This window comes from Salinicola sp. DM10, from assembly GCF_017306975.2.
GTDB lineage: Bacteria > Pseudomonadota > Gammaproteobacteria > Pseudomonadales > Halomonadaceae > Salinicola.
This window is the reverse complement of record NZ_JAFLEN020000001.1, coordinates 548,950-570,455: the sequence shown is the minus strand read 5'-3', so window position 1 is coordinate 570,455 and position 21,506 is coordinate 548,950. Positions and strand designations below refer to the sequence as shown.

The following is a 21,506-nucleotide window of genomic DNA, read 5'->3' as shown; positions in this document are numbered from 1 at the left end:
CGCGTCCCGCCGTTGCCGCTAGCGGGGGCTGAAGCGTCGTTGTAAGCCCGTCTCGTTCATCATCCGCGTGGAGATCTCTTCGATCGAGAAGCGTGTGGTATCGATGAACGGGATGTTCTGGCGCCGGTAGAGCGCCTCGGCCTGCTCGATCTCCTGCATGCACTGGTCCATCGAACAGTAGCGGCTGTTGGGGCGGCGTTCGGTACGGATCGCGGCCAGACGCCGGACATCGATGGTCAAGCCGAACAGCTTGTGGCGGTGCTTGGCCAGCGATGCCGGCAGCGCCAGAATGCCGTTCTCGTCGAGATCGTCTTCGGTCAGCGGATAGTTGGCGGCGCGGATACCGAACTGCAGCGCCAGATAGAGCGAGGTGGGCGTCTTGCCGCACCGCGACACCCCGACCAGGATGATGTCAGCCTCCTCGTACTGATGGGTGCGTGCCCCGTCGTCGTTATCGAGGGCGAAGTTCACCGCGTCGATACGGTGCATGTAGACATCGTCGCGTCCCATGGCGTGGGCGCGGCCGACGGTGTAGGTGGAGTGGGTCGCCAGCTCCTCCTCCAGCGGGGCGAGAAAGGTCGAGAAGATATCGACCATGAACGCCGGCGCCTCGGCGACGATCGCGCGCACCGACTGGTCGACGATGGTGTCGATGACGATCGGGCGCACGCCGTCGCGCTCGGCGGTGACCTCGATCATGCCGACCAGCGAGCGCGCCTTGTCCAGGGTGTCGATGTACGGCTTGGTGACCAGGTGGAAATCGGTATTCTCGAACTGCGACAGCAGGCTGCGTCCCAGTGTCTCGGCGGTGATCCCGGTGCCATCCGAGATGAAGAAGGCGGTGCGTGTCATGGTGGGCATTCCTCGGCGTGGATAGGCCATTGTCGACCCGGATTTCCTGTTCAGGCAACCACTTGTGACCACGTCGGCGCGAATCCCCCTGCTGACTACAAGAACCGTGGAAAAGGCCGGATTCTTGTAGAAATACTCCAAACCCTACGCCCTTAAACTGCTGGCGCCGCCCGGGGGCGGCTGTTAGCTTCTGGCTCCAGCGAGGCGCAGAGGACGTGCCGCAACGTCAGCCGAAACGAGCAGGAGAGGACCTTGGAACCCTTCATCATCACTTTCGATCAGCTGGGTATGGGCGATGTCGAGCGGGTGGGCGGCAAGAACGCCTCCCTCGGCGAGATGATTTCGAATCTGGCCGATGCCGGCGTCACCGTGCCGGGAGGCTTTGCCACCACGGCACACGCGTATCGCGAATTCCTCAAGCACGAAGGGCTCAACGACCGCATCAATGCCGAACTCGCCACGCTGGACGTCGACGATACCGAGACATTGGCCAAGGTGGGTGAAAAGATTCGCGGCTGGGTGATCGATACGCCGCTGCCGCCGGCTTTCGAAGCGGCGCTGGCGGATGCCTACCAGACTCTGCAGGCGCGCTACCCGCAGCTCAAGGTGGCGGTGCGCTCCTCGGCCACCGCCGAGGATCTGCCCGATGCCTCCTTCGCCGGGCAGCAGGAGACCTTCCTCAACATCGACGGCTTCGACAACGTCAAGCGCGCGGTGCACGAAGTGTTCGCCTCGCTGTTCAACGATCGTGCCATCTCCTACCGCGTGCACCGGGGCTACGCCCACGAGAACGTGGCGCTCTCCGCCGGGGTGCAGAAGATGGTGCGCTCCGAGACCGCCGCCAGCGGTGTGATGTTCACCCTGGATACCGAGTCCGGCTATCGCGACGCGGTCTTCGTGACCGGCGCCTGGGGGCTGGGCGAAACCGTGGTGCAGGGCGCGGTCAACCCCGACGAATTCTATGTGCACAAGCCGACCCTGGCCGCCGGCCGGCCGGCGGTGCTGCGGCGTACCCTGGGTTCCAAGCGGATCAAGATGGTCTACACCGAGGACGCCGCCGCCGGGCGCTCGGTCAAGACCGTGGATGTCGCGCATGCCGATCGTCAGCGCTTCTGTCTGAGTGACGACGACGTCATGGCGCTGGCGCGTCAGGCGGTGACCATCGAGCAGCATTACGGCCGCCCGATGGACATCGAGTGGGCGCGCGACGGCGACGATGGCCGGCTCTATATCGTCCAGGCACGGCCCGAGACCGTGGTCTCCAATCAGGATGCCGGCACCCTCGAGCGCTTCACCCTCAAGGAGAAGGGGCGCGTGCTGGTCGACGGCCGCGCCATCGGTCAGCGTATCGGCCAGGGTAAGGTCCGGCTGGTGGCATCGCCGGAGGAGATGCACAAGGTGCAGAACGGCGATGTGCTGGTGACCGACATGACCGATCCCGACTGGGAGCCGATCATGAAGCGCGCCTCGGCGATCGTCACCAACCGTGGCGGGCGCACCTGCCATGCGGCGATCATCGCCCGCGAGCTGGGCATCCCCGCGGTGGTGGGCTGTGGCGACGCCACCGAGCTGCTCGAAGACGGTCTCGAGGTCACCGTCTCCTGTGCCGAGGGCGATACCGGGCATGTCTACAACGGCAAGCTCGAGTTCGAGTGCCGGGCCACTAGCGTCGACAGCATGCCCGATATCCCGTTCAAGATCATGATGAACGTGGGCAACCCCGATCGCGCCTTCGCCTTCGCCGGGCTGCCCAATGCGGGCGTGGGGCTGGCGCGGCTGGAGTTCATCATCAATCGCATGATTGGGGTGCACCCGCGGGCGTTGATGGATTACGACAAGCTCTCCAGCGACCTCAAGCAGACCATCGACCTGCGCACCGCCGGCTACGCCGATCCGGTCAGCTTCTACGTCGATCGGCTGGTCGAGGGTATCTCGACCCTGGCGGCGTCGTTCTATCCCAAGCGGGTGATCGTGCGGCTGTCGGACTTCAAGTCCAACGAGTACGAGAACCTGATCGGCGGCAAGCTCTACGAGCCGGGCGAAGAGAACCCGATGCTCGGCTTCCGCGGCGCCTCACGCTATCTCTCCGACGACTTCCGCCCCTGTTTCGAGCTGGAGTGTCAGGCGCTCAAGCGCGTGCGCGACGAGATGGGCCTGGACAACGTCGAGATCATGGTGCCTTTCGTGCGTACTCCGGCGGAAGCCAAGGGGGTGGTCGAGCTGCTCGAGGCCAACGGGCTCAAGCGCGGCGCCTCTTCATCTCCCGAAGACCCGGGTCTCAAAGTGATCATGATGTGCGAGCTGCCGGCCAATGCGCTGCTGGCGGACGAGTTCCTCGAGTACTTCGACGGCTTCTCGATCGGCTCCAACGACCTGACCCAGCTCACCCTGGGGCTCGACCGCGATTCGGGGATCATCGCCCACCTCTTCGACGAGCGTGACCCGGCGGTGAAGAAGCTGCTGTCGATGGCGATCCAGGCGTGCAAGGCCCAGGGCAAGTATGTCGGCATCTGCGGCCAGGGTCCCTCGGATCATCCCGAACTGGCCAAGTGGCTGATGGAGCAGGGTATCGACTCCGTCTCCCTCAACCCGGACGCGGTGCTCGAGACCTGGTTCATGCTGGCCGGCGAAACCCTCGGCTGATTGCCAGCCAGGCCTCGCCTCGCGAGGTAGCGTCATCCAAGCCGGTGCGAGCGATCGCACCGGCTTTTTATGTTCTCGGGTGCTCCGTTTGCATGGGTGTCGTGGTGTCATGAGCGTAGCCAATTGCGCAGCTTGACCAGCAGCAGCTCGCCGTCGGACATGTCGCGGCGCTCGGCGAGCAGGGCACTGAGCGCTTCGGGACGGTCGGTGATGATGTTGTCGACGCCCATGTCGATATAGCGCGACATGGCGCCGGGACTGTTCACCGTCCACACCGCCACCCCACGGCCGCTGCCGTGCAGTGTGCGCAGCAGGCTCGGGTTGGCCTGGGTATGGCGCAGGCCGATGATGTCGGCGGGTGTCTCCGCCAGCGCCCCGGGCAGGATGAACTGCATGAACAGGGTGGTGCGAATGTCCGGCGCCAGCTGCTTGACCCGCGCCACCACTGACGGCGAGAGCGACGCGATCACGACGTGGTCGGCCATGCCGCTGGCGCGTATCTGGGCGATCACCTGGCGGGCCAGGCGGTCGGCGCTCAGCGGCGCCGGCTTGAGTTCGACGTACAGATCGATCCGCCCGCGGGCGCGCGCCAGCAGCGCGGCAAAGGTGGGGATGCGCTCGCCGACGAAGGCATCGCCGAACCAGGCCCCGGCGTCGACCTGGGCGATCTCGTCCAGGGTCATCTCGCTCAAGCGGCGATCGATACCGGTGAGCCGGCGCAGGTTGTCGTCATGGGCGACGATCACGTGGCCATCACCGCTCAGGCGCACGTCCAGCTCCATGTAGTCGGCCCCGGCGTCGATGGCGCCTTCCAGCGCCGCCAGGGTGTTCTCCGGCGCCTGGTGCGAGGCGCCGCGGTGGGCGGTGATGGTGACCGTGTCGTTGATCTCGAACCCCTGGAGAATCCAGCCCGCCTGGAGCAGCGCGAACGCCAGCACTAGAATCTCCGCACCCCAGGCGATCACCCCCGAGCGGCGCGGTGCGAGCTCGCTGTCGAGCACCGGCGCGCGTCCGCTGGCGCGCTGGAACAGGGTGGTGACCAGCAGGCTGTTGGCGCTGACGCCGAGGAAGGTCAGCGCGATGGTGGCCACGATATAGAGTGCCAGATACGCGAGCATGGCCGGAATCAGCACGCTCGTGCGCTCGGGTAGATGCCCCAGCAGCGGCCCGCCGAGGGCGTTGAAGAGCAGGCTGAAGAGGATCGGGATCGCCGCCACCGACAGCGCCGTGCCCAGCACCAGCAGGGCCATGCGCCAGCGTCGCCGGCGCGTCAACTGACGGCTGCGGGTCAGCGCCGCAAGCGGACCCAGGCCCTCCAGCACCAGCGCCGGCAGGGCGAGAAACCAGCGCAGATAGAGCGTGCCGGCGAGCACTGCCCATACCAACAGTAACGGCAGCGCCAGGGCGAGAAACTGCCACAGCGCCGCAGGTAGTACGCGAATCAGTACATAGGGTTCGGTATCTCCCAGCAGCCAGGCATAGAGATGGGCCACGCCGAGGGCGAAGGGCGCCGCCAGCAGCAGATGCGCGCCGACCTGGAGAAAGGCCAGCGCGGCCAGCGCCGGAAAGCGCCGCAGCACATGCCACAGGGCGCCCATGGCGATCCGATAGCGCCCGCCATCGCGGCTGGAGACCACGCGCATCATGCCCGCCTGCTGCAGAAAGATCACCAGGAAGCTCAGCCCCAGGGCCGCCAGCAGCCACAGCAGCCCCCAGGCGGAGAGGGCGACATCGACGATCTGGCCGTTGCTGAGCACCGGCTGGCCGATACGCTGCAGCAGCCCGGCCAGGGTGCCTGCGGAGAGTGGCACCCAGATTGCTGTGGCCAGTAGGGTGAAGAAGAGATGAAAGGCGATGAGCGCGCGCCAGTGTACGGCGATCTGGCGCGTGATGTCCTTGATCAGCGGGCGTGGGGCAAGCATGTAGCGGTCGTCGACGTCCTGGTCAGTGTGGGGTCATCATCCGTGTGACCCTGTCAGTCTTGTCTTCAAAGTGTCATCGGCGCAAGTCGCACAGGTGATCCCCCTGTCCGAGAGGCGTTTTCATCTGCGTGAAACGTCAAGGCCGCCCGCAGGCGGCCTTGGTCGCGCGATGACCCAAGATCAGAACTGCCAGCCCACCGAGGCGGTGTAGGCATCGACCTTATAGTCGCTGTCGAAGTCGTAGCGCTCGTACTCGGTGCGCAGCAGCAGATGCTGGTAGTGGTACTGAACGCCGGCGCCGTAGACCGGGTCGATGCCGTCGTTGTCGTCGAGGTTCGAGCCCGCGCCGAGATCGCCCCGGGCGTCGACGTCCCACTTCGCCATACCGGCCTTGGCGAACACCTCGAAGCCGGCGGCCAGCGGATACTTGCCGATCAGGTTGAGACCATAGGCGCGGGTCTTCAAATCGACCACGTTGCCGCCGCGGATGATATTGGGCTTGCCCAGGTCGGCGTAGAACGCCTCGGTGGCGAAGTAGGGGTTGTACTCGTAGCCCACGAAGGCCTTGTAGACACTGTCGTCGTCATCCACGTGATAGCCGCCGCCACTGGCACCGGCGAAGCGGCCGACATCACTGTCGCTGCTGGTGACCTTGCCGTAGCCGCCGCCGAGGCCGACATACAGGCCATCGGCGTTGGCCGCCTGGGCGGCGGGTGCCAGCAGCAGCGGCGACAGCGCCAGCGGGAGTGCCAGCCAGGTGTTGATCTTCATGTTTTCCATCTCCATCCCGTTGATGAACGCTGTTCTTTTATCTAAAAACTCTAATTTGCTAACCGCCCCGGCGCAACCCTGGCCTGGCCAGGCTTGGCGTCGACACGGGGGCGCGCGACAATGGGCCAACCCACTATCCCGCCACGAGGCGCTGCCGTTATCGACTTCTTTCGCCCCCTCGACGCGCTGCGACGCCTGACTGCTGGCCGTCCCATGGGCCGTCGCCGTTCACCACGTGTCGTGCTTTGCGGCTGCGACGCGCGCCACTACGGTTGGTTGCGTGACCTCAGCGCGACCCACGAGGTGATCGCCATGGTCACCGAAGCGCCTTGGCAGCACGCCACTCGTGTCGAGGGCGTGCGGCTCTACTACCCCAGCGAGGTGTTCTCGCTGTGCCGCCGCTTCGAGGTCGACTACCTCGTCTACGCCACGCCGGCGGAGCGCTATGCGATCGAGCGCGCGGCACCCGCCGGGGCGGCCTTCGCGGCGCACTGGTGCCTCGGCATCGAGGGGCTGGCGGCACGCTGACGTAGCCTCTAGCGCCATTGGTCCGGCGGCCCTCGTGCATAAAAAACGCCCCGCACGGTGCGGGGCGTTTCGGTAGCCTCTTCATGAAGCTGCGAGCATCGGAAGAGTCGTATCAGGCTTCCTGGGCGACCGGAATGACGGTGGAGGCCGCTTTCTGGAAGTCCTCGATCTCATGGAAGTTCAGATAGCGGTAGATCTCGCCCGCCATCGCATCGAACTCGCCCATGGTCGCTTTGTACTCCTCGACCGTCGGCAGGCGGCCCTCTACGGCAGCGATCGCCGCGAGCTCTGCCGATGCCAGATAGACATCGGCGCCGTCACCGAGACGGTTGGGGAAGTTACGGGTCGAGGTGGATACCACGGTCGACTTCGGTGCCACACGGGCCTGGTTACCCATGCACAGCGAACAGCCCGGCATCTCCATACGAGCACCGGCCTTGCCGTAGATGCCGTAGTAGCCCTCCTCGGTCAACTGATGTTGGTCCATCTTGGTGGGCGGCGCAAGCCACAGGCGCGTCTTCAGGCTGCCCGCGGGCTGCTTCTCGAGCAGCTTGCCGGCGGCACGGAAGTGGCCGATGTTGGTCATGCACGAGCCGATGAAGACCTCGTCGATCTTCTCGCCGGCGACCTCGGAGAGCAGGCGCGCATCGTCCGGGTCGTTGGGGGCGCAGAGTACCGGCTGGTCGAGTTCGCTCATGTCGATCTCGATCACCGCGGCGTACTCGGCGTCGGCGTCGGCGCGCATCAGGCTGGGGTTGGCCAGCCACGCTTCCATGCCCTGAATGCGACGCTCCAGGGTGCGGGCGTCGCCGTAGCCTGCGCTGATCATCCACTTGAGCAGGGTGACGTTGGAGGTCAGGTACTCGGTCACGCTCTCCTCGGAGAGGGTGATGGTGCAGCCCGCGGCGCTGCGCTCGGCGGAGGCGTCGGAGAGTTCGAACGCCTGCTCGGCGGTGAGATCCTCGAGGCCTTCGATCTCCAGGATGCGCCCGGAGAAGATGTTCTTCTTGCCTGACTTGGCGACCGTCAGGTGCCCCTGCTGGATGGCGTAGTAGGGGATCGCGTGGACCAGATCGCGCAGGGTGATTCCCGGCTGGCGCTTGCCCTTGAAACGCACCAGTACCGATTCCGGCATATCCAGCGGCATGACGCCGGTGGCCGCGGCGAAGGCGACCAGACCGGAGCCCGCCGGGAAAGACACGCCCAGCGGGAAACGCGTATGCGAGTCGCCGCCGGTGCCCACGGTGTCGGGCAGCAGCATGCGGTTGAGCCAGGAGTGGATGATGCCGTCACCCGGGCGCAATGACACGCCGCCACGGTTCTGGATGAAGTCCGGCAGGGTGTGGTGGGTCTCGACGTCGACCGGCTTGGGATAGGCGGCGGTGTGGCAGAAGGACTGCATCACCAGGTCGGCCTGGAAGCCGAGGCACGCCAGATCCTTGAGCTCGTCACGGGTCATCGGGCCAGTGGTATCCTGGGAGCCGACCGTGGTCATCTTCGGCTCGCAGTACATGCCCGGGCGCACGCCCTCGAGGTTGCACGCCTTGCCGACCATCTTCTGCGCCAGGGTGAAGCCCTTGCCGCTATCGGCGGGCTGCTCCGGCTTGCGGAACACGTCGGAGGCGGGCAGGCCGAGCTCTTCGCGGGCCTTCTCGGTGAGGCCGCGTCCGATGATCAGCGGAATACGGCCACCGGCGCGCACTTCGTCGAGAATCACCTGAGTCTTGAGCGCGAAGGTGGAGATCACCTCGTCGCTGTCGTGACGGGTCACCTTGCCTTCATACGGGTAGACGTCGATGACGTCGCCCATCTCGAGCTTGTCGACATCCATCTCGATCGGCAGGGCGCCGGCATCTTCCATGGTGTTGAAGAAGATCGGTGCGATCTTGCCGCCGAAGCAGAAGCCGCCGGCGCGCTTGTTGGGGACGTGGGGGATGTCGTCACCGAAGAACCACAGCACCGAGTTGGTCGCTGACTTGCGCGAGGAGCCGGTACCCACCACATCGCCCACGTAGGCGACCGGGAGGCCCTTGGCCTTGACCGCTTCGATCTGCGCCAGCGGGCCCTTGCTGCCCGGCACTTCCGGCTCGATGCCGTCGCGCGGGTTCTTGAGCATGGCGTTGGCGTGCAGCGGGATGTCGGGGCGCGACCAGGCATCCGGCGCCGGCGACAGGTCGTCGGTGTTGGTCTCACCGGGCACCTTGAACACCGCGATGCTGATCTTGTCGGCCAGCGCCGGCTTGGCCAGGAACCACTCGGCCTCGGCCCACGACTCGAGTACGCCCTGGGCCACGGCGTTGCCGTTCTTGGCCCGCTCGGCGACATCATGGAAGGCGTCGAACATCAGCAGGGTGTGCTTGAGCTGCTCGCCCACTTCCTGAGCCAGCTCGCTGTCGTCGAGCAGCTCGACCAGGGTGGCGATGTTGTAGCCGCCCTGCATGGTGCCCAGCAGCTTGACCGCGTGGATCTTGTCGATCAGCGGCGAGGTCGCCTCGCCCTTGGCGATGGCAGTGAGGAAACCGGCCTTGACGTAGGCGGCTTCGTCGACACCGGGCGGCACGCGATCGGTGATCAGTTCGAGGAGAAAGGCCTCTTCACCAGCGGGCGGCTGCTTGAGCAGCTCGACCAGCTGGGCGGTCATTTCGGCGGTCAACGGTTTCGGCGGCACGCCTTCCTGGGCGCGCTCCTCGACGTGTTGGCGGTAAGCTTCGAGCACGGTTGAACCCTCATCTAATGTCAGAGCCCGCAGCGAGAGCGGCGGCGCCGGCGCGCGATGACTCCGCCGTGAACGGCGGGGGGAAGCGGCGGCAGACGACCGGCTGCGGTGGGCGCTGCGCAGTCTACGTGAAACTGTCGACAATGTTAAGGCGAGGCGTGCAGGCCCCGTCATGAAGGCGCTCGACGGGTGTCGTGGGGCCCCTTTACGGGGCTCGCCGCGTCGCCTGAGGTGCGCGTGGAGACATTTGCACGGGCTTTCCCTAACATGAGGCCGCCCGAGATCGACCACGGACGACATCGCCATGACCGCTTATACCGCTACCGAGACCGATGCCGCGCTGCCGCAGGAACTGCTCGAGTTCCTGCCCTGCGCGACCCCCGAGAGCTGGATCGAGGCGGCGCTCGCCAATCCGGCGCTGCTGCTGATCGACCACGCCCAGTGCGAGAAGAAGGCGGCCTCCACCGCCATGAGCCTGATGTTCCGCTATGTCGACCGCCCGGAACTGCTGGCCAAGATGTCGCAGCTGGCGCGGGAGGAGCTTCTGCACTTCGAACAGGTGGTGGAGATCATGCAGGAGCGCGGGGTCGACTACAGCCATTTGCAGGCGTCGCGCTACGCGGAAGGGTTGCGACGCCATGTGGCGCGTGACGAGCCGCAGCGCCTGATCGACATCCTGATCGTCGGTGCCTTCATCGAGGCGCGTTCGTGCGAGCGCTTCGCGCGGCTGATCCCGCGGCTCGATGCGCAGCTGGCCAAGTTCTACCGCTCGCTGGTGCGCTCGGAAGGGCGCCATTTCGAGGACTATATCGGTCTCGCCCAGCGCTATGCCGGTGCCGCCGCGGTCGACGAGCGGATCGCCTTCTTCGCCGCCCACGAGCGGGCCCTGATCGAGGAGACGGACACTCACTTTCGCTTCCACAGTGGGGTGCCGGCCGCGGTATGACGGCGGCTGACGCCGCTGTAGGCGCTTCTGGGCGTATTCGAGGAGACGCATGACGCAGCCATCCGCTAGCGCGACCCTGACCCTGTTCGGGCAGTTCGGCCTGCACCGGGGTGCTACCACGCTGACCCAGTTCAGCTACGACAAGGTCAAGGCACTGCTGGTCTATCTACTGCTGCAGCGCGAGCCGGTCAGCCGGGCCCAACTGGCGGCGCTGCTATGGCCGGAGCAGCGCCTCGACGCCGCGCGCACCAATCTGCGCCATGCGCTGCATTCACTGCGTCACGCCCTGGGCGCGTGCGCCGAGGATGCGCTGACGGTCACCCGCCAGACCATCGCCTGCCTGCCGCCGGCATCGGTGACATGGGACCTGCGCGAGATCGAGCGCGAGCTCGCGCTGACGCCGGACCTGGCAGGGCTCGAGAGGCTGCTCAGCCACTATCACGGTGCGCTGGTGGCGGAGCTGGCGCTGCCCCACTGCGAGGCCTTTAGCCAATGGCTTGTGCAAGCGCGTGGTCACTGGCGCCGCCGGGTGACCGACTACGCCGAACGAGCCCTGAGCCAGGCGCAGACACTGCCCGAGGCGCTATTGCGGACGCTGGTGACACGCTTCCCCGAGCATGCGGCGTTCCAGGAACAGTTGATCCGCTGTCTCGCCGGCCACGGCCAGTTGGCCGCCGCGCGCGAGCGCTTTCATGCCCTGCTGCGTCAACTGGCGCTCTCCGGTGAGCAGCCCAGCGCGGATTTCCTGCAGTTCGCTGGTGACTGGCCGGATACTACCCCGGCGGCGGAGGTCGCGCTGCCGGCACCGGCATCTCCCGCCCCGGCCGAGGGCTACTCGGCGGCGGAGATCGACTTTCGCCAGGTGGCGATCATGGCGATCGCGCTCAAACCGCCGGAAAGCGGCAACGATATCGGTCAGGCGCTGGCCTGTCTGAATCTGCAGGAGCGGCTGTTCCGCTGGCTGGAAACCCAGTGCCATCAGCTCGGCGGCTTCTGGCAGGCAGCGGTGGGCAGCGGGGTAGGGATGGCCTGCTTCGCCACTCACGGCCCGACGCATCAACTGGCTGAGCTGGTGGCGCTCTACGACCACTGTCAGCAGGGGCTGTCGGCCCAGGTGGCTGCGTGCTGGCAAGCGCCCACGCCGCCACCCGCTTTTAGGCTCTGCGCGGGATTGGACAGTGGCCGGGTGATCTGGCTGCCGGAGCGCCATACCATCGACCCGCTCGGCGATGTCACACAGGTGGCGCTGGGGATGCTGGCCATGGCCGAGCCGGGTGAGCTGATGATCTCGCTCAATGCCAGCCAGCATCTGCCTCCGGCATTCGATCTGCAGGCGCGACTGACACCGCGGCTGTTGAGTGCCGAGGGGCGGGTCGCGCGGCGCGCCCTGGCGCTGGCATCTGGCGACGGCAATCGGGTGGCTCGGGTGCCAAGCCTGCTGGGTCGGGATGCCGAGCTGCGTCAGCTGCGCGACGCCCTGGCTCGGGCTGCGCTGGGGCTGCGGCAGAGCCTTCTGGTGCTGGGCGATACCGGCATCGGCAAGTCGGCGCTGATGATTCGGTTTCGCGAGTGCCTGCAGCACGAGGATGTCGCGCTGTTCTGGCGCCAGACCACGCGGCTGTCGAGTCAGACGCCTTATGCATTGGTGCAGTCGCTGCTGCGCTGGCATCTCGGCGCGGAGCCGGCGCTCGCCAGTCTGGAGGCGCTGATCGACGCCACGCCGACACTGGCCAAGGTCGGCGTCGAACGGCGCCGCCTGCTGCTCGACGTGCTGATGCGTGAAGTCACCAACCGCGAGGCGGCCGAGGAGGCGGTAGAGCTGGTCAGCCATCTGACCCAGTCGTTGATCCTGCAACTGACTGCCTCGCGCCGGCCGCTGGTGATGATCATCGACGATCTGCAGTGGCTCGACGAACCTTCGCTCAAGGTGTTGCACAACTTGCAGGTGCGTCTGCCGATCCACTCCTCGCTGCTGCTGCTGGCCTCGCACCAGAACCGCGAGATGCCCTCGATCCGGCTCAACTGGGACCAGCAGATCGCGCTCGGGCGTCTGGGCCCCGAGCAGTCGGCGGAGATGCTCGACGTGCTCGCCCGGCGTCACTGTCTGACGCTGGACCCGGGCCTGCGCGAGCAGCTGATCGCACGCTGTGAGGGCGTGCCGCTCTATTTGCAGGAGATTTGCCGCTGGCTCGAGATCGACCGCCGGGAGGGGCGCACCCTCGATGCCGCTGCCTTGCCGCGTGGGCTGCTGGGTCTGCTCGCCAGCCGCATCGATCAGCTGCACCAGGATCGCAGCGTGGCGCACATGGCGGCGGTGTGCGGGCGCCAGTTCGAGACCGCACTGCTCAGGGCGTGTCTCGATACCACCGATGCGGCGCTGCGGGGGGCGCTCGAACAGATGCGCCGACTCGAGATCATCGAGCCGTGCGAGAGCGCGCCGTTCGATTTCCAGTTCACTCATCCGCTGCTGCACGAGGCCGCCTATCTCTCCTGCCCCCAGGATGTGCGCGTGACCCTGCACGGCCGTCTGGTCGGGCTGATCGAGTCCCAGCGCCCAGCCTGGATTAGCCGGCATCCCGGCGATTTCGCCGAGCATCTGCAGCGCAGCGGTGACCCGGGGCGCGGCGCCCGCTACTTCGAGATGGCGGCGCGTGGCGCCCTGCGCGCCAGCGCCAATCGCACCGCACTGCGTCTGGCCGAGGCTGGTCTTGCCTGTCTGGCGCGCGTACCGGGCGGGGCGGTGGAACGGCGAATCAGCCTGCTGACGGTACAAGGGCAGGCCTATTACGCGCTGGAAGGGCACGGCTCGCGCCCGGCCCAGGCGTGCTTTATCGAGGCGCAGCAGCTGTGGCGTGATGGCCCCGCCCAGGAAGAGGACGCCGAGGATCAGGCCTTCCTGGTCACCTGGGGCCTATGGGTCGGTGCCAGCCAGCGCTACGCCAACCGCGACGCCGACGCTCTGGCCGAGCATCTGCGCGAGCTGGCACAGCGCATCGACGACCCGCGCTACCGCCGCCTGGCGCTCTATGCCCGCGCCTACGGCGAGTACTGGAGCGGCGAGGTGGGGCGGGCCTTCGAGCATCTGGAGCAGATCGATCCCCTGCGTCAGCCGATGGTGCTCGAGTGGCTGCCTTATTCGGATCATCCGCAGGTGGCGGCCAGCTGCTATCAGAGCTGGGCGCTGTGCCTGCGCGGCGACTATCGGCGCGCCGAGCAGCAGATGGAGGCGGCGATCCGGCTGGCGGAGGGCATCGGCCATCCCGCATCGCTGGCCATGGCGCTGATCTTTGCCGCCTCGCTCTACCGTCAGCTGGGGCATGTCCACCTGGCCCTGGAGCGCGGCCAGCGTGCCTTCGAGATGACCCGTTCACAGGATCTGCAGCGCTGGCATCTGGAAGCGCTCTGCGTGCTCGGCTGGGGGCAGGCGCTGGCCGGCGATACGGCCGGTCTGGATCAGGTCGAGTCGGGGGTCGAGCGTTTGATCGAGCTCACCGGTCGGGCCCGCCACCAGCGCGCCTCGCTCTGGTACGGCGATGCCTGTCTGGCGCTCGATCAGCTCGAGCGCGCGGCGCACTACCTGATGCCTTGTCTGGCGCAGGCGCGTGACAATCGCTCGACCATGCTGCCGCAGCTACTGCTGCAGATGGCCCGGATCCAGCATCGTCAGGGCCGGCCAATGGCTGAGATCGAAACGCTGATCGCCGAGGCGCGGGCGTGGGCGGAGGAGGCCGGCTGTGCCCATCTCGAGCTTCACAGCCTGGCGCTGTGGCTAACCCTGGTGGATCCCGATGATGCCGAGAGTCAGCGGGCGCTGCGCTATCGCCTGGGCGAGATTGCGCTCTGCGATGCGCCGGTGCTGATTCGCTGGCGCACGCTGCTCGACAACCTCAGCGGAGAGGCGCGCCCGCCGCAGCGTCCCCGGCGGACCGCCACGACTCGGGCGCGGCATGGCTGACTAAAGGCACGCCACCCGTCACGGGTGGGGCGACGAGCGTTGGGCAGTGACATCAGTGGATGGGTGGTAGCACCGCCGGCCACGCCGTTGTGCGTAGACTCAGGCGGGGCCGGCGGCGGAAAAGGCCGGTTCAGGCGAGGGCGAAAGACTCCAGCATAATGTCGTCGCCTTCGACTCTCAACTGCCAGCCCTGGTTGGGCCGCCAGTCGCCGATGACATAGCGCTCGGCGCTCTCGCCGTCGACCGCCAGCTCGTGCACCGCCGGGCGGTGGGTATGGCCATGGATCAGCAGGCGTGATTCATGCGCGCGCAGCGTATCGACCACCGCCGCCGGTGTCACATCCATGATGTCCTCGGCCTTGTTGGAGTTGGCCTCGCCGGACTGCTGGCGCAGCTTGCGCGCCAGCGCCAGGCGCTCCTCCACCGGCAGCGCCAGGATCTGTGCCTGCCATGCCGGATCGCGAGCCTGACGGCGGAACGCCATATAGGCGGTGTCACCGGTGCACAGGCTGTCGCCGTGCATCAGCAGGGCGCGCCGTCCGCCCAGCTCGACCACGGTGGGGTCCTCGAGCAGGGCGCAGCCGCTGTCGGCGGCGAAGGCCTCGCCGATCAGGAAGTCACGATTGCCGTGCATGAAGGCGAGCCGCGTGCCGGCGTCATGGCAGGCGCGTAGCTCGGCGATGATGCGCTGCTCGAACTCGCCGCGGTAGTCATCGCCGATCCAGGCTTCGAACAGGTCGCCGAGAATGGTCAGTGCCGAGGCCTCGCGGGCGGGTCCGCGCAGGTAGTCGATGAAACCCTGGGCGATCTCGGGCTGGTCGGGTTGTAGATGCAGGTCGGCGATCAGCAGTTGCATGGCGGACTCGATGGCAGTGGCGGTCGGTGGGAGAGGCGAAGGGGGCCGTTCAGACGACTTCGGCGCGTTCGATGATCACATCCTCGACCGGCACGTCGCTGTGCATGCCGCGGCGCCCGGTGGCGACCTGGCGGATACGGTCGACCACGTCCATGCCCTCGACGACGTTGCCGAACACGCAGTAGCCCCAGCCCGGCAGGCTCTTGTCGCGGTGGTTGAGGAAGTCGTTGTCGGAGACGTTGATGAAGAACTGCGCGCTGGCCGAATGCGGGTCCTGGGTGCGCGCCATGGCGACGCTGCCCTTCTGGTTGGTGAGACCGTTGTCGGCTTCGTTCTCGATCGGCGCCCGTGTCGCCTTCTGCTCGAAGTCGGTGTCGAAGCCGCCGCCCTGCACCATGAAGCCGTCGATCACGCGGTGGAACAGGGTGCCGTCATAGTGGCCGTCGCGGACGTACTGCTCGAAATTGGCGGCCGTCTTGGGTGCCTTGTCGGCGTTCAGCTCGAGTTTGATGATGCCGTAATTGGTGTGCAGAACGATCATGGGATTTCCTGAGCGAAAGGGCGTGTTCCGGGCCGGCGCCGGCTTGGCGCCGAGACCGCGCGTCGCGCTATAATAGCCGCTTTGCGCGGGTGGGAGAAACCGCCCGGCACGCGTGTTAACCTGCCTTCACCAGCGCCGTCATTGCACGGTCCGACGAATTACAGAGGTTGTCTGCATTCCATGAGCGTCGAGAGTCGCGTCGAGAACGACGATACCCAGCACGGAGCCCCGAATTTCCTGCGCAATCAGATTCGTGACGAGATCGAATCGGGGCAGACCCAGACGATCGTGACCCGTTTCCCGCCGGAGCCCAACGGCTTTCTGCACATCGGTCACGCCAAGTCGATCTGGGTCAATTTCGGTCTGGCGGAACAGTTCGGCGGTCGCTGTCATCTGCGCTTCGACGACACCAATCCGGCCAAGGAAGAGCAGGCCTATATCGATGCCATTCGCGAGGATATCGAGTGGCTCGGCTATCGCTGGAGCGGTGAGGTGCGCTACGCCTCGAGCTACTTCGATCAGCTCTATGCCTGGGCCCAGCATCTGGTGCGCGAGGGTCTGGCCTATGTCGATGACCTTTCGCCGGAAGAGATTCGTGAATACCGCGGCACCCTGACCGAGCCGGGCCGGCCGAGCCCCTACCGCGAGCGCAGCGTGGAGGAGAACCTCGACCTGCTGGAGCGCATGCGCGTGGGTGAGTTCGCCGAGGGGGCCAAGGTGCTGCGGGCCAAGATCGACATGGCCGCGCCGAACATCAATCTGCGCGACCCGATCCTCTATCGGATTCGCCACGCCCATCACCATCAGACCGGCGATGCCTGGAAGATCTATCCCTCCTATGACTTCGCCCACGGCCAGTCGGATGCGATCGAGGGCGTTACCCATTCGCTGTGCACGCTCGAGTTCGAGGATCACCGCCCGCTCTACGAGTGGTTCCTGGCACACCTGCCGGTGCCGTCGCAGCCGCGCCAGACCGAATTCGCCCGGATGAACGTCAACTACACCGTGACCTCCAAGCGCAAGCTCAAGCTGCTGGTCGACGAGCAGGTGGTGGACGGCTGGGACGATCCGCGCATGCCCACGATCTCGGGGCTGCGTCGGCGCGGCTACACGCCCGCCTCGCTGCGTAAGTTCTGCGACATGACCGGGGTCAGCCGGGCGGCCAACGTGGTCGATATCGCCATGCTGCATTTCGCGATTCGCTCCGATCTGGAAGACAACGCGCCACGCGCGATGTGTGTGCTCAACCCGCTCAAGGTGGTGCTGACCAATGTCACCGCCGACCACGGCGAAGTGTTCGAGGTGCCGGGGCATCCGGCGCGTGAAGACATGGGTACCCGGCGCCTGCCGCTGACCCGCGAGATCTGGATCGACCGTGACGACTTCATGGAGGAGCCGCCGAAGAAGTTCTTCCGGCTGGCGCCGGGCAAGGAGGTGCGCCTGCGCAATGGCTACGTGATCCGCTGCGACGAGGTGATCAAGGATGCCAGCGGCGAGATCACGGCGCTGCACTGCTCGGTCGACTTCGAGACCCTGGGCAAGAATCCCGAGGGGCGCAAGGTGAAAGGGGTGATCCACTGGGTCAGCGCCGAGCACGGCGTACCGGTGGAAGTGCGCCTCTATGACAACCTGTTCCTCGACGAAGCCCCGGATCGCGACAAGGACGCCGACTTTCTCGATCATCTCAACCCCGAGTCGCTGGTTACCGTGCAGGGTATCGCCGAGCCGGCCCTGGCCGATGCGGCCCCTGAGGCGCGCTATCAGTTCGAGCGCGTGGGCTACTTCTGCGCCGACCGCCATGCCTGTCGCGATGGCAAGTTGGTGTTCAATCGCACGGTCGGGCTCAAGGACTCCTGGGCCAAGATTCAGCAGAAGCAGCAGGGGACGGCATGAGCGAGCTGCAGGTCTATAACACGCTGACGCGGCGCAAGGCGCCGCTGCAGCCGATCGAGCCCGGCAAGCTGCGCATGTACGTCTGCGGCATGACGGTCTACGACTACTGCCACCTGGGGCATGCTCGGGTGATGGTGGCGTTCGACGTGATCACCCGCTGGCTGCGCCAGACCGGGCTCGACGTCACCTATGTGCGCAATATCACCGATATCGACGACAAGATCCTCAAGCGTGCCGAGGAGAATGGAGAGCCGATCTCGGCGCTGACCGAGCGCATGATCGCGGCAATGCACGAAGACGAGGCGCGCCTGGGCGTACTGCGTCCGGATCTGGAGCCGCGCGCCACTGGCCATATCCACGAAATCGTGGCGATGATCCAGCGCCTGATCGACAACGGCTACGCCTATGCCGCGGACAACGGTGACGTCTACTATCGCGTGCGCCGGTTCGCCGCCTACGGCAAGCTCAACAATCGCAATCTGGACGAGATGCGAGCCGGGGCGCGGGTCGAGGTCGACTCCCACAAGGAGGACCCGCTTGACTTCGTGTTGTGGAAGGCCGCCAAACCGAATGAGGCGAGCTGGCCCTCGCCATGGAGCGAGGGGCGTCCGGGCTGGCACATCGAGTGCTCGGCGATGTCGACCTGCTGCCTGGGCGAGACGTTCGATATTCACGGTGGCGGGCCGGATCTGACCTTTCCCCACCACGAGAATGAGATCGCCCAGAGCGAGGCCGCCACCGGCAAGCCCTACGTCAATGTGTGGATGCACGCCGGGGCGGTGCGCGTCGATCAGGAGAAGATGTCCAAGTCGCTGGGCAACTTCTTCACCATTCGTGAGGTGCTCGAGAGTCATGATCCGGAGGTGGTGCGCTATCTGCTGGTGGCCAGCCACTACCGCAGCCCGATCAACTATGCGCCGGCCTCCCTCGGTGAGGCGCGGCGCTCGTTGGAGCGCTTCTATCACGCGCTGGATGGCGTCAAGCCGTGTCAGGGCGAGGTCGAGCCGGACTACGCGGCCCGTTTCAGTGCGGCCATGAACGACGACTTCAATACCCCCGAAGCACTGTCGGGACTGTTCGAGCTGGTGCGCGAAGTCAATCGCTTGCGCGACACGGATGCCCCGAGGGCCGCGGCGCTGGCGTTCGAGCTCAAGCGCCTGGCCGGGGTGCTGGGGCTGCTCGAGCGCGAGCCGGCGGACTTTCTCAAAGCCGGCGCCCAGGCGCTGCCGCTGGCGGAAGCCGAGATCGAGGCACGTATCGAGGCGCGCGCTCAGGCCAAGCGCGAGCGCGATTTTGCCGCCGCCGACCGGATTCGCGACGAGCTGGCGGCGCTGGGTATCGTGCTCAAGGATTCCCGCGAGGGTACCCGTTGGAGCCTGGAGGCGGCTGGCGACTGAGCTGAAGACGGCCGCGATCGAGCGCGAAAGCTGCGTCGGCGACTGTTGCCGTGTCTTTGCCAGTGACGAATAGGCCCCGGCCAGTGACGAATAAGCCCCGCCGATCCGGCGGGGCCTATTCGTTTTCAGAGGCGGTCGTTGTCAGAGTCTGTGGTTTCTGGGCGCCTCAAATCGGGTGTGTCAGCGCGTCGCCAGGCGCGCGACGATGGCATCGACCATGCGTGCCGAGTGGGTGGCTGCACGCTCCAGGAAGGCGTCGAAGGAGAGGTGCGATGACTTGCCGGCGATATCCGAAAGCGCGCGAATGACCACGAACGGGCAGTCGAAGAGGTGGCAGGTCTGAGCGATCGCCGCCGCTTCCATCTCGATCGCCAGCATCTCGGGGAAGTCTGCCCGTAGCCCCTCGACCCTGGTCGGGTCGGACATGAAGCTGTCGCCGGTGCAGATCAGGCCCTCGAACACGCGCAGCTCGCCGAGACTCTCGATGCTCGCGCGTGCGGCGCTGACCAGCTCGGGTGCGGGGGTGAACGCCGCCGGCATGCCCGGCACCTGGCCCAGGGCGTAGCCGAAGGCGGTGACGTCGACGTCGTGGTGGCGCACTTCGCTGGAGATGACCACGTCGCCGACCTCGAGCTCGGCGCCGAAACCGCCCGCCGAGCCGGTGTTGATCACCGCATCGGGGCGGAAGCGATTCATCATCTGGGTGGTGCCGACGGCGGCATTGACCTTGCCGATGCCCGACTGCAGCAGCACGATCTCGACGCCGTGGCGACGACCGCAGTGGAAGGTGGCGCCGGCGTGGCGCTCGACGCGGGCGTCTTCCAGCTGCGAGGCGAGCAGGGTGACTTCCTGCTCCATGGCACCGATGAGGCCGATAGTTTGCATCACGAGGTTCCTTGAGTGGCAGCGAGGGTCAATGGGCGTCGTGGAGTTCGGCGGCCTGCAGGGTGTTCTGCAACAGGGTCGCGACCGTCATCGGGCCGACCCCGCCGGGTACTGGGGTGATGAAGCTGGCACGCTCGGCGGCACTGGCGAAGTCGACATCGCCGACCAGGGTGCCGTCATCGTTACGGTTCATGCCGACATCGATCACCACGGCGCCCGGCTTGATCCAGTTGCCATCGATGAGGCCCGGCTTGCCCACGGCCACTACCAGTAGATCGGCCTGGCGCACCTTCTCCTCCAGGCTGCGGGTAAAGCGATGGCACACGGTGGTGGTGCAGCCCGCCAGCAGCAGCTCCAGTGACATGGGTCGACCGACGATATTGGAGGCGCCGACCACCGTCGCCTCGAGGCCACGCAGCTCGATACCGCTGTGTTCGAGCAGGGTCATGATGCCCTTGGGCGTGCACGGGCGCAGCAGCGGCATGCGCTGGGCCAGGCGCCCCAGGTTGTAGGGGTGGAAGCCGTCGACGTCCTTGTCCGGGCGGATGCGTTCGAGCAGCGGGTTGGCGTCGAGATGCTCGGGTAGCGGCAGCTGTAGCAGGATGCCGTCGACCGTGTCGTCTGCATTCAGTTCGTCGATGACCGCCTCTAACTCCTGCTGGCTGATGGTGGCATCGAGCCGATGGCTGAACGAGAGAATGCCGGCCTGTTCGCAGGCACGGTGCTTGTGGCTCACGTAGATCTCGGAGGCGGGGTCATGGCCCACCAGAATCACCGCCAGGCCCGGGCGTCGGCGTCCCAGCTGGAGGCGCTCGGCCACCTCGGTGGTCACCTGTTCGCGGATGGCGCCGGCAATGCGTTTGCCGTCGATCAACTGAGCGGTCATCGACTGTCCTTTCTGAGTAGCGGAAATAGCGGCCGGTCTCGCTGGGCGAAGCAGGGCTTCGACCAGGCCGGCGAAGGCGGCAATTTTCGCACGCCAGCCGATCCAGTCAACGCAGGCGTTGAGGATGGCTGTCACTGAGGCGACAGTGGGGCAGGGCAGATGCGACCCGGGGTAGCCTGAAATTCACGTAAGGGCTTGACCTGACAGAAATGATCCGTAGAATACGCAGCGCATCGAGGGGCTCGTAGCGTCATCGATCGCATCGCCCGGCGACGGGGTATAGCGCAGTCTGGTAGCGCGCCTGCTTTGGGAGCAGGATGTCGGGGGTTCAAATCCCTCTACCCCGACCAGTTTGGGTCGGCGATCGATGAACAGGCAGCCGGTATTGGAATGCGCCTATAGCTCAACCGGATAGAGCAACGGCCTTCTAAGCCGTAGGTTGCAGGTTCGAGTCCTGCTGGGCGCGCCACTCTCCGGATGGTCTTCACGTCGTGAAGTGTTGGATGGGGTGTGGTAGTTCCAAGCGATGCCAGTGTCGAGATGGTGGATGTAGCTCAGTGGTAGAGCCCCGGATTGTGGCTCCGGTGGTCGTGGGTTCGATCCCCATCATCCACCCCACTTTCGACACGCACTCAGAAATGGTGGATGTAGCTCAGTGGTAGAGCCCCGGATTGTGGCTCCGGTGGTCGTGGGTTCGATCCCCATCATCCACCCC

The 21,506-nt window shown here is 66.1% G+C and carries 14 protein-coding genes and 4 tRNA genes; 10 read left to right on the top strand and 8 right to left on the bottom strand.

Annotated elements, in window-relative coordinates; all coding sequences use genetic code 11:
- Positions 1 to 18: 18 nt before the first annotated feature.
- Positions 19 to 852 carry a pyruvate, water dikinase regulatory protein gene (locus J0A90_RS02625; RefSeq protein WP_035471652.1) on the bottom strand — a complete coding sequence of 278 codons (834 nt, stop codon included), beginning with the start codon at positions 850 to 852 and terminating at the stop codon, positions 19 to 21.
- Between the two features lie 252 nt (positions 853 to 1,104).
- Here J0A90_RS02625 and ppsA point away from each other — a divergent pair, with 252 nt between their 5' ends.
- Positions 1,105 to 3,495 carry a phosphoenolpyruvate synthase gene (gene ppsA, locus J0A90_RS02620; protein ID WP_207035938.1) on the top strand — a complete coding sequence of 797 codons (2,391 nt, stop codon included), beginning with the start codon at positions 1,105 to 1,107 and terminating at the stop codon, positions 3,493 to 3,495.
- Positions 3,496 to 3,602: 107 nt separating this feature from the next.
- Here ppsA and J0A90_RS02615 read toward each other — a convergent pair whose 3' ends face one another.
- Positions 3,603 to 5,417 (bottom strand): glycerophosphodiester phosphodiesterase, encoded by a 1,815-nt coding sequence (locus J0A90_RS02615; RefSeq protein ID WP_207035936.1) that lies wholly within the window; start codon positions 5,415 to 5,417, stop codon positions 3,603 to 3,605.
- Between the two features lie 180 nt (positions 5,418 to 5,597).
- Complete coding sequence (locus J0A90_RS02610) at positions 5,598 to 6,188, bottom strand: outer membrane beta-barrel protein (RefSeq protein ID WP_035471659.1); 591 nt, start codon at positions 6,186 to 6,188, stop codon at positions 5,598 to 5,600.
- A gap of 312 nt (positions 6,189 to 6,500) precedes the next feature.
- On the opposite strand from J0A90_RS02610, the gene J0A90_RS02605 reads away from it, so the two are divergent.
- Positions 6,501 to 6,716: a hypothetical protein gene (locus J0A90_RS02605; protein WP_233076433.1), complete on the top strand. Its 216-nt coding sequence runs from the start codon at positions 6,501 to 6,503 to the stop codon at positions 6,714 to 6,716.
- 112 nt (positions 6,717 to 6,828) lie between these two features.
- On the opposite strand, the gene acnB is transcribed toward J0A90_RS02605, so the two are convergent.
- Complete coding sequence (acnB, locus tag J0A90_RS02600) at positions 6,829 to 9,432, bottom strand: bifunctional aconitate hydratase 2/2-methylisocitrate dehydratase (RefSeq protein WP_207035932.1); 2,604 nt, start codon at positions 9,430 to 9,432, stop codon at positions 6,829 to 6,831.
- A gap of 304 nt (positions 9,433 to 9,736) precedes the next feature.
- On the opposite strand from acnB, the gene J0A90_RS02595 reads away from it, so the two are divergent.
- Together J0A90_RS02595 and J0A90_RS02590 are read left to right on the top strand one after the other, a co-directional pair.
- A complete protein-coding gene (locus J0A90_RS02595) occupies positions 9,737 to 10,378 on the top strand; it encodes a tRNA-(ms[2]io[6]A)-hydroxylase (RefSeq protein WP_035471666.1) in 642 nt (213 codons plus the stop codon).
- A 49-nt stretch (positions 10,379 to 10,427) separates the two neighbouring features.
- Entirely contained in the window at positions 10,428 to 14,333 is a 3,906-nt protein-coding gene (locus J0A90_RS02590; RefSeq protein ID WP_207035930.1) for an AAA family ATPase, read from the top strand.
- Positions 14,334 to 14,463: 130 nt separating this feature from the next.
- Here J0A90_RS02590 and J0A90_RS02585 read toward each other — a convergent pair whose 3' ends face one another.
- Entirely contained in the window at positions 14,464 to 15,189 is a 726-nt protein-coding gene (locus J0A90_RS02585) for a UDP-2,3-diacylglucosamine diphosphatase (RefSeq protein WP_207035928.1), read from the bottom strand.
- A gap of 49 nt (positions 15,190 to 15,238) precedes the next feature.
- Positions 15,239 to 15,730 (bottom strand): peptidylprolyl isomerase, encoded by a 492-nt coding sequence (locus J0A90_RS02580; protein ID WP_035471670.1) that lies wholly within the window; start codon positions 15,728 to 15,730, stop codon positions 15,239 to 15,241.
- 180 nt (positions 15,731 to 15,910) lie between these two features.
- Here J0A90_RS02580 and J0A90_RS02575 point away from each other — a divergent pair, with 180 nt between their 5' ends.
- Together J0A90_RS02575 and cysS are read left to right on the top strand one after the other, a co-directional pair.
- Positions 15,911 to 17,623 (top strand): glutamine--tRNA ligase/YqeY domain fusion protein, encoded by a 1,713-nt coding sequence (locus J0A90_RS02575; protein ID WP_207035926.1) that lies wholly within the window; start codon positions 15,911 to 15,913, stop codon positions 17,621 to 17,623.
- A gap of 5 nt (positions 17,624 to 17,628) precedes the next feature.
- The gene (gene cysS, locus J0A90_RS02570; RefSeq protein WP_207036141.1) at positions 17,629 to 19,020 is read left to right on the top strand and encodes a cysteine--tRNA ligase; all 1,392 of its coding nucleotides are present in this window, start codon (positions 17,629 to 17,631) and stop codon (positions 19,018 to 19,020) included.
- A gap of 180 nt (positions 19,021 to 19,200) precedes the next feature.
- Here the strand turns inward: cysS and mtnN are convergent, their stop codons facing one another.
- Both mtnN and folD read right to left on the bottom strand, forming a co-directional pair.
- Positions 19,201 to 19,905: a 5'-methylthioadenosine/S-adenosylhomocysteine nucleosidase gene (gene mtnN / locus J0A90_RS02565; protein ID WP_207035924.1), complete on the bottom strand. Its 705-nt coding sequence runs from the start codon at positions 19,903 to 19,905 to the stop codon at positions 19,201 to 19,203.
- A gap of 28 nt (positions 19,906 to 19,933) precedes the next feature.
- Positions 19,934 to 20,791 (bottom strand): bifunctional methylenetetrahydrofolate dehydrogenase/methenyltetrahydrofolate cyclohydrolase FolD, encoded by an 858-nt coding sequence (folD, locus tag J0A90_RS02560; RefSeq protein ID WP_207035922.1) that lies wholly within the window; start codon positions 20,789 to 20,791, stop codon positions 19,934 to 19,936.
- Positions 20,792 to 21,064: 273 nt separating this feature from the next.
- On the opposite strand from folD, the gene J0A90_RS02555 reads away from it, so the two are divergent.
- From J0A90_RS02555 to J0A90_RS02540, 4 genes are all read left to right on the top strand, one after another.
- Positions 21,065 to 21,141, top strand: a tRNA-Pro gene (locus J0A90_RS02555).
- Positions 21,142 to 21,183: 42 nt separating this feature from the next.
- Positions 21,184 to 21,260: transfer RNA gene (locus J0A90_RS02550), tRNA-Arg, on the top strand.
- Positions 21,261 to 21,334: 74 nt separating this feature from the next.
- Positions 21,335 to 21,409: transfer RNA gene (locus tag J0A90_RS02545), tRNA-His, on the top strand.
- Positions 21,410 to 21,432: 23 nt separating this feature from the next.
- A tRNA-His gene (locus tag J0A90_RS02540) sits at positions 21,433 to 21,504 on the top strand.
- Positions 21,505 to 21,506 lie beyond the last annotated feature (2 nt).

Bases quoted from the DNA above. Each gene is read 5' to 3' on its own strand.
- J0A90_RS02625 (WP_035471652.1), bottom strand. From the start codon at position 852: ATGACACGCACCGCCTTCTTCATCTCGGATGGCACCGGGATCACCGCC.
- J0A90_RS02615 (WP_207035936.1), bottom strand. From the start codon at position 5,417: ATGCTTGCCCCACGCCCGCTGATCAAGGACATCACGCGCCAGATCGCC.
- J0A90_RS02610 (WP_035471659.1), bottom strand. From the start codon at position 6,188: ATGAAGATCAACACCTGGCTGGCACTCCCGCTGGCGCTGTCGCCGCTG.
- J0A90_RS02605 (WP_233076433.1), top strand. From the start codon at position 6,501: ATGGTCACCGAAGCGCCTTGGCAGCACGCCACTCGTGTCGAGGGCGTG.
- J0A90_RS02595 (WP_035471666.1), top strand. From the start codon at position 9,737: ATGACCGCTTATACCGCTACCGAGACCGATGCCGCGCTGCCGCAGGAA.
- J0A90_RS02590 (WP_207035930.1), top strand. From the start codon at position 10,428: ATGACGCAGCCATCCGCTAGCGCGACCCTGACCCTGTTCGGGCAGTTC.
- J0A90_RS02585 (WP_207035928.1), bottom strand. From the start codon at position 15,189: ATGCAACTGCTGATCGCCGACCTGCATCTACAACCCGACCAGCCCGAG.
- J0A90_RS02580 (WP_035471670.1), bottom strand. From the start codon at position 15,730: ATGATCGTTCTGCACACCAATTACGGCATCATCAAACTCGAGCTGAAC.
- J0A90_RS02575 (WP_207035926.1), top strand. From the start codon at position 15,911: ATGAGCGTCGAGAGTCGCGTCGAGAACGACGATACCCAGCACGGAGCC.
- mtnN (WP_207035924.1), bottom strand. From the start codon at position 19,905: ATGCAAACTATCGGCCTCATCGGTGCCATGGAGCAGGAAGTCACCCTG.
- folD (WP_207035922.1), bottom strand. From the start codon at position 20,791: ATGACCGCTCAGTTGATCGACGGCAAACGCATTGCCGGCGCCATCCGC.